Here is a 6,810-nt window from a genome sequence, read left to right as displayed (position 1 = left end):
AACTGCTGTTGGGTCACACCAAGATGGACAGCACTGTCAGGTACCTCGGCGTCGAGCTTGAAGATGCACTGGTGATCGCCGAAGCTATCGAAATCTAAACCGCTGGGCCGTCGCCACAAAACGGCCCTAAGCCGCCGTTGGCGAAGGCTCTCTACGCCGCGCCGCAGCTTCCCCAGAGCGGACCTTGATGCAGGCATAATGAAGCCCAGGCTTCGTGCTTGAAGGTGTTGTTGCGCGCATAGCGCCTCCTAACAATAGAATGCCCACCACCAAAGCCAGTGGTGGGCCGTATTAACTCATCAAGCGCGCAACATGGCCAAAAGCCAAGGGCGCACAGTTGTCGTCAGCACCAAGGCCAGGACGAGCCCAACAGGAAAGGCCGTGATAAAGGCATCGAGCCAAAGCTCTCTCAAAACCGCCATATCACCGAAGCCTGCTTCGGTTCCGGCTGTAATCACTGCCATAAGTGACTGCATGATCACCGCCATGATAAGCCCAAGCACGATCCGCAGTTTCATTGGGGCCAGCCCCGGCATGATCCGGGACAACAGTTTGTCAAACAGCCCCATGAGCAAGAACGCGAAAGGCAACAGGACGAACACAGCCTTCAGAAAGGAGATCCCCCAATTGTGCAGGAAGATTTCCGAGAAACCAGTATTGGCCCAGGTCATGATACCGGTAAGCGTTCCGGCAACACTGCCCATGACGGCTACGACGATAGCGATTTTCTGCGGAATTGAGCGATGGGTAGGGTGGGAAGTAGGCATAGCAGCCCTTTCAAGTTGGGGTGTCAGGACAGACGTGCTTTACGGCGCAGCCATCCGTTTAGGATCGCAAGTGCCATGATGATGACCGTCAGAACGGGTGGTTTGGATTGAAATGGAAGCACTTCTGCTGGGACGTCTGGATGCAGATGCACGTAGACGGCAACCAGCATGATGATCACGACGAGCAGTGTTGTGAGGGCGAAAATCAGATCGCTGATGGGCCCCCGCAACCGCTGCCATCCGATAAAATATCCAAGCAGAATGATCCCGGCGGTAATCTCTCCGGCCTGACCTGCAAAAGCGGATAGTGCCGGAAATGGTAGCTGGCTCAGCGCAATTTGCTGCGCAAACATGTCGGTGAAGGGCAGAAAGAATTTGGCGACGCCACCCAACAACAGGAACGCGCCCAGCAGGCCGCTGAGCAAGCGGTTGGCATTGGCAGCCCCCGACGCGCCTGACCGTCGCATCACAAGATAAGAAATGAGGGTCACAGCGGCGACACCGCCGATGAGTGATAGCTCTTTTAACAGTTGGTCCATTGGATACCTCTCGAACTCAAACGGCGGGTGCGACTCAGTATGGAATGATCGTTCAAAACCACATAATCAGTTTGGAACGATTGGTCAACACTCTTGCGCCGCGGTCGAGAACCATGGATAGATTGCCAGAGCAGACGCTGCACAAACCGCTTTTGCGCGCACAAAGGACCACGATGATGCCTTGGGAAAAGAGTTTCGAAATTGACGCCACTCTCGACAAGGCTGCCGAGGTTTTTTCCGTCAAGGGGTACGAGGCGACGTCGGTTGCCGATCTTGTAAAGGCCATGGGCGTGAACCGTGGCAGCCTTTACGCCACATTTGGCAACAAACACGATTTATTCAAATCCGTCCTGACCCGCTTTGTCGAAGAACGTCAGGCACAGACTTTGGCGCAGCTCGAAGCCAAGCCCGATCCGATCGATGCGATCCTGTCGCTTTTCGACACGGTCGTTCATCAAAGCGTGACCGAGCGCGAGCAGAAGGGTAACCTGATCATCCACGCAGCATTGGAGTTCCCCAATCATAGCGAGGATATACAGGCCGTCGTGGATAGGGCGCTTAGCGCTTTAGAGGATTTCTTTCTCAAGGTGATCGAGAAGGGCAAAAAAGCACAAATAATAGACGCATCAATTGATGCTGGAAGTGCGGCAAAATCGCTGGTCGCCCTTACCGTTGGCTACCGGGTCCTTGCACGGGGTGCCTTTGATAATGACGCACTGCGACTCGTAAAAGACAGCTCGCTACGTATCATTGGTGCGTGAAACCATGTGCGGGTCTTGTCTGGGAATAATTTGCAAACTTCATGCACAAGGCAAAGAACCTTGCGCTCTGTCGACTCAGGGGCCAATCCTACAAAGACTTGCTGGCGCGATACGCAAAGTTGCCACTCCTCGAAATCTGCAGAACGGCAACCGTTATCCACATAGCCTGCCCGGGAACTCAGCGCAGCGAAAGTCTGGTTTCCGCCCTTTCTCTCGGAAGTGGAAGGCAGTCGTTCACGGGCCCAGACCAGACCTTCGTCAGGGAGGTTATCGCTGCGTCGCAACTTACCCGAAGGTGCCATTCATGTCGGTGCTGTTGACCCGACCCAAATTGCCTCTCTTGGCACGTCAAGGCATGGCGTGAACATCCTCAGCAGCAAAGTCGATGAGGGTTCGTATCTTCCGAGGTAAGGTCCGACCTTCGAGATAGACGACGGTAACCGGTCCCCCATCCGTGTCGAAATCCTCGAGCAGTGGGACGAGGCGGCCAGTGTCCAGCATGTCGGCGATCGCGAACCGCGGCGCATAGGCAATCCCCATGCCGGCCGAGGCCAACTCGATTGCCGCGCGGGCCGAGTTCACATGGAACCGGCCCCGCACCTGGGCCACGACCTCGGTGCCGTCCTTACTGAACGTCCACCTATGAGGTTGGCGCCGGTTGGTATCGACAATGCAGGCGTGCCGAGAGAGATCATCTGGTGCTCGCGGGTAGCCGTGCTCATTCACGTAGTCTGGATGGGCGACCAGTGAGCTGTGAAACGTGCCGAGCTTGCGCGTCTTGAGTGACAGCGTCTCCGACACGCCTATTCGAAACGCCAGGTCGATGCCCTCGGCGGCCAGGTCGACGTAGCGATCGTCCAGCCGCAGGTCGAATGTCAGACCCGGGTGCGCTTCGGCGAACCGGGCCAGCATGCCGGCCACGTAGATTTCGCCGAAGGTCACAGGCGCCGAGACCCGGATAATCCCGCTCAGGCCGCGCGACCCCTCCGACACCGAGCCCAGGAGAGCATCGAACTCGTCGAGGACGGACGGCGCCCTGGCGAGGAGATCCTCGCCGGCCGGCGTCAACCCGACCTTCCGGGTGGTCCGCTGGAGCAGCCGCGTGCCGAGGCGCGCCTCCAGTTCGGCCACATATTTCGAGGTCAGCCGGTTCGAAACCCCCAGTTGCTCGGCGCCTGCGGTGAAGGAACCAGTCCGCGCGGTGGCCACGAAGGCCCTGAGTTCGTCGACAATATCCATGGGCACCCCTTTGGGAACAAAAAAGAGATAGTCATTCTTTAACATCGCCATTCTGTGGATGATGGGGAAGCCTTACCTTCGCTTCAGTGAAGAACAGGCCGCCGAAGGGCGGCGAGGCGAAGGAGAATGCCATGCGTATCGCAGTTATCGGCAACGGAAATGTCGGCTCAGGGCTCTCGCGGATTCTGGGCGAGGCCGGCCACGAGGTGACAACCATCGGCCGCAACGACGATCTCTCTACCGCCGTCGCCAAGGCGGAGGTGGTAGTCGTCGCCACGCCCTGCGGGGCCATCGCGGATCTCGCCGGCAAGGCCGACTTCAGCGGCAAGACCGTCATCGACGTCTCGAACCCGGTGGCCGAGGACTTCTCCGGCCTTCAAGTCGGGCACAAGACCTCGGCGGCCGAAGAGATCGCCTCCAGGCTGTCCGGCGCGACGGTGGTGAAGGCGTTCAACACGGTCTTCGCCCAGCACTACGGCACGGGCCTCAAGGTCAATGGCCAGCCCATCCAGACCTTCGTCGCTGGCGATGACGAGGCCGCGCGCGAGACGGTCAAGGCGCTGGCCGCCGAGATCGGCCTCGAGCCGGTCGATGCCGGCCCGCTCGCCAACGCCCGCTACCTCGAGCCCATCGGCTTCCTCAACATCCAGTTCGGCTACGTCTTCGGTCACGGCACCGGGATCGCGCCGCGCTGGCAGTTTTCCTGACATCCCCAACCCCACGGAGCATCTGTCATGACCACGCAGACCCATACCGACTACGCCGCCGCCGCCCTTCGCATCTCGACCGGCGTCCTGTTCCTCGCCCATGGCTGGATGAAGGTGAGCGCCTTTACCATCCCCGGCACCGTCGCCTTCTTCGAAGGCCTCGGCCTGCCCGGCGTGCTCGCCTACTTCACGATCTTCGCAGAGCTGGCGGGCGGTATCGCCCTGATCCTCGGTCTCGGCACACGCCTCGTCTCGATCGCGCTGATCCCCGTCCTCCTGGGCGCGACATGGGCGCATTCCGGTTTCGGCTGGAGCTTCTCGAACGAAGGCGGCGGCTGGGAATACCCGCTGTTCTGGGCGGTCGTGCAAGGCGTCGTCGCCGTCCTGGGACGCGGAGCCTTCGCGCTGCGCGTGCCGCAGCTCGACCAACGCCTCGGCCAGTTCGCCTGACCTCCCTTGCTGGCCGCGGGTCATCTCCCGCGGCCGCACTCTTTCACAAGGAGACCTGCAATGACCACCGTCGACCACTTCTTCGACATGACGACCGCGCCGATGCGTATCGGGGCGGTCCGGCTCAAGGTGCGGGACCTCGATGCGGTCTCCACTTTCTACCAGATGGCGCTGGGGCTCAGCCCGGTCGCGACCAGCGAGCATCGCGTCACCCTCGGCACCGGCGACACGCCGTTTCTGGAGCTTCAGGGCGACCCAGGCCTTTCCCCACTCGACCCGCGGCAGGCCGGGCTCTTTCATACCGCCTTCCTGATGCCGACCCGATCCGACCTGGCCCGCTGGGTCGCTCACATCGCCGAGGCGGGTGTGCCGCTTCACGGTGCCTCGGATCATATCGTCAGCGAGGCGCTCTATCTCGCCGATCCCGAGGGCAACGGCATCGAGGTCTATACGGACCGCCCGGTCTCGGCCTGGCACGGCGAGGGCGGCGAGATCCGGATGAGCACCGACCCGCTGGATCTCCAGGGTCTGCTGCAAAGCGCCGCAGGCACCGAATGGTCGGGTTTCCCCGAGAACGGCAGCATCGGCCATGTCCACCTTCAGGTGGGCGACACGGGCGAAGCCGACCGCTTCTACCGCGACGTGCTCGGCCTCGATATCGCGGCGCGCTATCCTGGGGCCAGCTTCTACGGCAGCGGCGGCTACCACCACCAGCTTGCCGGCAATATCTGGAACAGCCGCCGGGCCAGCAAACGCCCCGAGGGTATGGCAGGTCTCGATGCCATCGAGATTGTTGTCCGTGATGCGGCGGACATTGCCTCCATCGCTGGCCGGGTTGAAAGCGCCGGGCTTGAAAGCATCAAGAATGCCAACGGCCTGACCGTTCGCGATCCCTGGGGCACCGCAATCACGCTCAAGAATTAAGGAGACGATCATGCTTCGAGACGGGAAATGGGTTGTCGACTGGCAGCCGGTCCAGGCCAAGGACGACAAGGGTGGCTTCGTCCGCCAGACCTCCAGCTTCCGCCACTGGGTGACGCCTGACGGGAGCGCCGGGCCGACCGGCGAGGGCGGCTTCAAGGCCGAGGCGGGCCGCTACCACCTCTATGTCGCGCTGATCTGCCCCTGGGCGTCGCGGACGCTGATCGCCCGAAAGCTGAAGGGGTTGGAGGACGTGATCTCGGTCTCGGTCGTCGAACCGGATCTCTCCGACCAGGGCTGGCACTTCGGCGATCCGACCGAGGCCGAGGGCGCGTCCTACATGCACGAAATCTACACCCGGGCCGACCCGACGATCTCGGGCCGGGCCACGGTGCCGGTGCTCTGGGACAAGAAGCGCGGGACCATCGTGAACAACGAGTCCGCCGACATTCTGCGGATGCTGAACTCCGGTTTCGGAGATCTGGCCGACCATAGCATCGATCTCTATCCGGCGGACCTCCGCGAGGACATCGAGGCGCTCAACGACCGCATCTATCCGAGCTTGAACAATGGCGTTTACCGCGCGGGCTTCGCCACCACGCAGGTCGCCTACGAGGAAGCATTCTGCGAGGTTTTCGCAATGCTCGATGAACTCGAGGAGCGCCTCGGCGACGGTCGCGGGTTCCTTTTGGGAGGTCGCTTCACCGAGGCCGATGTGCGACTCTTCGTGACGCTGGTGCGCTTCGACGTGGCTTATCACGGCCTCTTCAAGTGTAACCTGCGCCGCATCGCGGACTACCCTGCCCTAAGCCGCTACCAGGCCCGTATCCTCGCTATCCCCGGGGTGCGCGATACGGTCAGCATTGACCACATCAAGCGCGGCTACTACTCGATCAAGGCGCTGAACCCCACCGGCATCGTGCCTGTCGGGCCGGAATGTTCCCTGGGCTGAGGGCCTCGGTCGGCCATCCGGATCAGGCCCCCTGGCGCGCGCGGGGGGGCGCCAGCTCCGCCGCGCCGGACATTGATCACTCGAATCGCGAAGGCCGCAATGAGACCGGCGACGGCAATCCAGGAATGTCCGCTATTAGATCACCGACGTCGCCGTATCGCACTTGCAGCAAAGGTCAGCTCTCCGCCCTTACTCTAAAAGGTCTTCTCAACCACCACGGAAGTTATGCGTCCGCAGCGAACGGCAGCAAAGTCCCGCTGAGCCGACCTTCATCCTCCGAAAATGCTGCAAGTTGCACGAATGGCCGCTTCGACGGGCCGCAACGCAGCGTCCCGAATGACTGACGAACGGCAGCAAAGGGCCGTTCGCGTTGACGCCCTTACTTGCAGGAAGGTCGGAAACCGGACCTTCGCTGCGCGCCGCAGTAACGCCGATCCACAGGACTGAGCGGACTTTCATTACTCCTGCAGCGAG

The 6,810-nt window shown here is 61.3% G+C and carries 8 protein-coding genes and 1 pseudogene; 6 read left to right on the top strand and 3 right to left on the bottom strand.

Annotation, left to right across the window (positions count from 1 at the left end):
• Window positions 1–98 (top strand): annotated as a pseudogene (locus J7392_RS24305) (integrase); the annotation flags it as partial.
• 201 nt (window positions 99–299) lie between these two features.
• On the opposite strand, the gene J7392_RS23380 reads toward J7392_RS24305, so the two are convergent.
• Window positions 300–767, bottom strand: a complete 468-nt coding sequence (locus J7392_RS23380; protein ID WP_209219708.1) for a DUF2798 domain-containing protein — start codon at window positions 765–767, stop codon at window positions 300–302.
• Between the two features lie 23 nt (window positions 768–790).
• Window positions 791–1,306, bottom strand: coding sequence for a hypothetical protein (locus J7392_RS23375; protein ID WP_209219706.1), 516 nt, complete (start codon window positions 1,304–1,306; stop codon window positions 791–793).
• A gap of 113 nt (window positions 1,307–1,419) precedes the next feature.
• Here J7392_RS23375 and J7392_RS23370 point away from each other — a divergent pair, with 113 nt between their 5' ends.
• Window positions 1,420–2,067, top strand: coding sequence for a TetR/AcrR family transcriptional regulator (locus J7392_RS23370; RefSeq protein ID WP_209219704.1), 648 nt, complete (start codon window positions 1,420–1,422; stop codon window positions 2,065–2,067).
• Between the two features lie 348 nt (window positions 2,068–2,415).
• Here J7392_RS23370 and J7392_RS23365 read toward each other — a convergent pair whose 3' ends face one another.
• Window positions 2,416–3,306: a LysR family transcriptional regulator gene (locus J7392_RS23365; RefSeq protein WP_209219702.1), complete on the bottom strand. Its 891-nt coding sequence runs from the start codon at window positions 3,304–3,306 to the stop codon at window positions 2,416–2,418.
• A 131-nt stretch (window positions 3,307–3,437) separates the two neighbouring features.
• On the opposite strand from J7392_RS23365, the gene J7392_RS23360 reads away from it, so the two are divergent.
• From J7392_RS23360 to J7392_RS23345, 4 genes are read left to right on the top strand one after another with little or no spacing between them, the layout of a single operon-like run.
• Window positions 3,438–4,013 carry an NAD(P)-binding domain-containing protein gene (locus tag J7392_RS23360; RefSeq protein ID WP_209219700.1) on the top strand — a complete coding sequence of 192 codons (576 nt, stop codon included), beginning with the start codon at window positions 3,438–3,440 and terminating at the stop codon, window positions 4,011–4,013.
• Between the two features lie 27 nt (window positions 4,014–4,040).
• Window positions 4,041–4,463, top strand: a complete 423-nt coding sequence (locus J7392_RS23355; RefSeq protein WP_166125638.1) for a DoxX family protein — start codon at window positions 4,041–4,043, stop codon at window positions 4,461–4,463.
• A gap of 60 nt (window positions 4,464–4,523) precedes the next feature.
• Window positions 4,524–5,387, top strand: a complete 864-nt coding sequence (locus J7392_RS23350) for a VOC family protein (RefSeq protein ID WP_166125640.1) — start codon at window positions 4,524–4,526, stop codon at window positions 5,385–5,387.
• Window positions 5,388–5,397: 10 nt separating this feature from the next.
• On the top strand, window positions 5,398–6,336 hold the full coding sequence (locus J7392_RS23345) for a glutathione S-transferase family protein (protein ID WP_209219698.1): 939 nt from the start codon (window positions 5,398–5,400) through the stop codon (window positions 6,334–6,336).
• Window positions 6,337–6,810 lie beyond the last annotated feature (474 nt).

Origin of the sequence: Sulfitobacter sp. R18_1, from assembly GCF_017743915.1 — a bacterium.
GTDB classification, from domain to species: Bacteria; Pseudomonadota; Alphaproteobacteria; order Rhodobacterales; family Rhodobacteraceae; genus Sulfitobacter; species Sulfitobacter faviae.
Note: the sequence above shows the minus strand (reverse complement) of the source record. Positions and strands in the feature narration are given on the sequence as shown.